This is a genomic window from Mesorhizobium sp. M1A.F.Ca.IN.020.03.2.1 (genome assembly GCF_004023205.1).
Lineage (GTDB): Bacteria > Pseudomonadota > Alphaproteobacteria > Rhizobiales > Rhizobiaceae > Mesorhizobium.
On record NZ_RZSV01000429.1, the window covers coordinates 1 to 1,947 of the forward strand.

The window sequence follows — 1,947 nt, forward strand, 5'->3', positions numbered from 1 at the left end:
CGACCCGCACCAGGCAGACGCCGGAATACATCAACGCGCTCGGACCGGCGACCGGCTTCTGCGATGAGACGGTGCGCAAGCGCAACATGGTGATCGCCGGGCTGATTGTCGTGATCCACAAGCTGACAACCAGCATGCGGGCGCGGCGGCGCGCGCGAAGGCGAAAGGCCGACATGACGGCGGTTGGCGTTACCGCGGCGCTCGCGTTGCTCCCGGCGCTCGCGAAAAGCAAGGGCGGCCTGGGCACGCTTCTCGCGCCCGCGATCGCGCTCGCCGCCTACGCCATCTACCGCGAGAACGTGAAGGCTGGGCCTCGAGAAAAGGATCGCAGCGAAACGCCATAGGCGCGGCAAGCCGGTCGAGGCGGCCGACCGTTGCCGGATGATTGGGAACTTTCGCGGAAAGGGTCCGTTACCCGACCATGCCGTGCTCGGCGTGCCCGCCCCCACACCTGGAGACCGACCATGCCCAAGACCGTTCCTGAAAACGAAGCCCGCCAGGGGCATTGGGGCTGGCATGCGCTCAGGATTCTCGTCGCCGGGCTGCTGCTGGTATTCATCGCCTGGGGCGTAGCCGAGATTTATGGCGTGTTGATCAAAGAGCCGAGCACCGAGCAGCAGCACGTCCCACAACCTCCAGGGACCGAGCAGGCGCCTGCTCCCAGTGGTCAAACACAGTAGTTTGAAGTCTTCGGCCCATTCAGGCTGCCTTTGCCTGCGCGCTGCTTCTAGGGACCAGCACGTTAAGGGTCGCCGGATGGATTTCGACCGTGGTTTCGCGTTCCAGCTTGACCAACTCTCCGTCCATCACCGCCTTGAACTTGGTCGGCGACGAATGAATTTTCAGCACGGCCTTGTCAGCCTGGTGGATCTCGACATGTTCGCTTTGGCGCCACCGGCCGCGCAGCATGGCAAGCAGCAATTTTACCAAGTCACGGCGCCGGCGCGCAACGCTGACATAGATGCCAAGCACGCCGCCGGCCGGATTGTCCGCATAAGGCAGATGACCCTCGCCGAACAGGTTGTTGCTGATGCCAATTCCGGTCGCGCGGGTGATGATGTCGGTCTTGCCGATGGTCAAGGTCACCTTGAGGGTGCGCGGGTTCTTGATCGTTGCCCATGCGGCGCGAACCGACGCCCGCATCTTTCCCAGCCGCGAGCCAAAATCCATCTTCTCGCGGAGCTGGACCATTCTGGCATGCATGCCGATTGAAAACTGATGCACGAAGGGACGGCCATTCGCGGTCGCCATATCGACCGCCTTAACCTCGCCGTCGGTAAAGGCCTTCAAGGCGGCTTCCAGTGTCTGGGGGATGCCAAGGCTGCGCGCGAAAAGGTTCATCGTACCAGCCGGCAATATGGCCAACGCCTTCTTCTTGTTCATCAGAAGCGAGGCGGCGGTGGACACCGTTCCGTCGCCGCCTCCGGCCAGCACGACATCGACGTTGCGCCTGGCTATGGCCTTTTCCAAAGCCGTGGCGATTTCGCCGCCCGCAACGATGTCGATCTGAACCGAATGGCCGGCCGCTTCCAGAAGCTCGCGGACCCGGTCGGCAAAGGCTGCAACATCGGTCGTGCGCAGGGTGCCCCCGTCCTTGTTCAGCACCGCAGCAAACCGCATGCCCCTCTCCGTCCTGCTATTGGTAGGCCAAAAACGAGTTCTCAGCCGCAGGCTGAAACGGAAAGGGGCCGCCGAAGGTTCCGCGTCAGCGAGCAAGTCAAGCGCCGTGGACCGGCGCCGTTTGGAACAAGGCTCCCCTCACGACGTTGTGAAATTGTGGAATATTGCCGCGCTCGCCCTTGCCTTGTGCGAGGCCGCGAACGCGGCGCGTAGGAAATCAGGCACGAGGAGAGACGATCATGATCCGCACTCTTTTTGCAACGACCGCGCTTGCAACCCTCCTAGCAACCGGGGCCTTTGCGCAGAACACAACGCCTGCACCGGCGC

At 62.9% G+C, this 1,947-nt stretch carries 2 protein-coding genes and 1 pseudogene; 2 read left to right on the forward strand and 1 reads right to left on the reverse strand.

Annotated features, from left to right (window positions below; translation table 11 throughout):
- Positions 1-344, forward strand: a pseudogene (locus tag EOA79_RS33975) (hypothetical protein); the annotation flags it as partial.
- Positions 345-464: 120 nt separating this feature from the next.
- Entirely contained in the window at positions 465-680 is a 216-nt protein-coding gene (locus EOA79_RS31695; RefSeq protein ID WP_067002134.1) for a hypothetical protein, read from the forward strand.
- A 19-nt stretch (positions 681-699) separates the two neighbouring features.
- On the opposite strand, the gene EOA79_RS31700 is transcribed toward EOA79_RS31695, so the two are convergent.
- Positions 700-1,620, reverse strand: a complete 921-nt coding sequence (locus tag EOA79_RS31700; RefSeq protein ID WP_095799846.1) for a diacylglycerol kinase family protein — start codon at positions 1,618-1,620, stop codon at positions 700-702.
- Positions 1,621-1,947 lie beyond the last annotated feature (327 nt).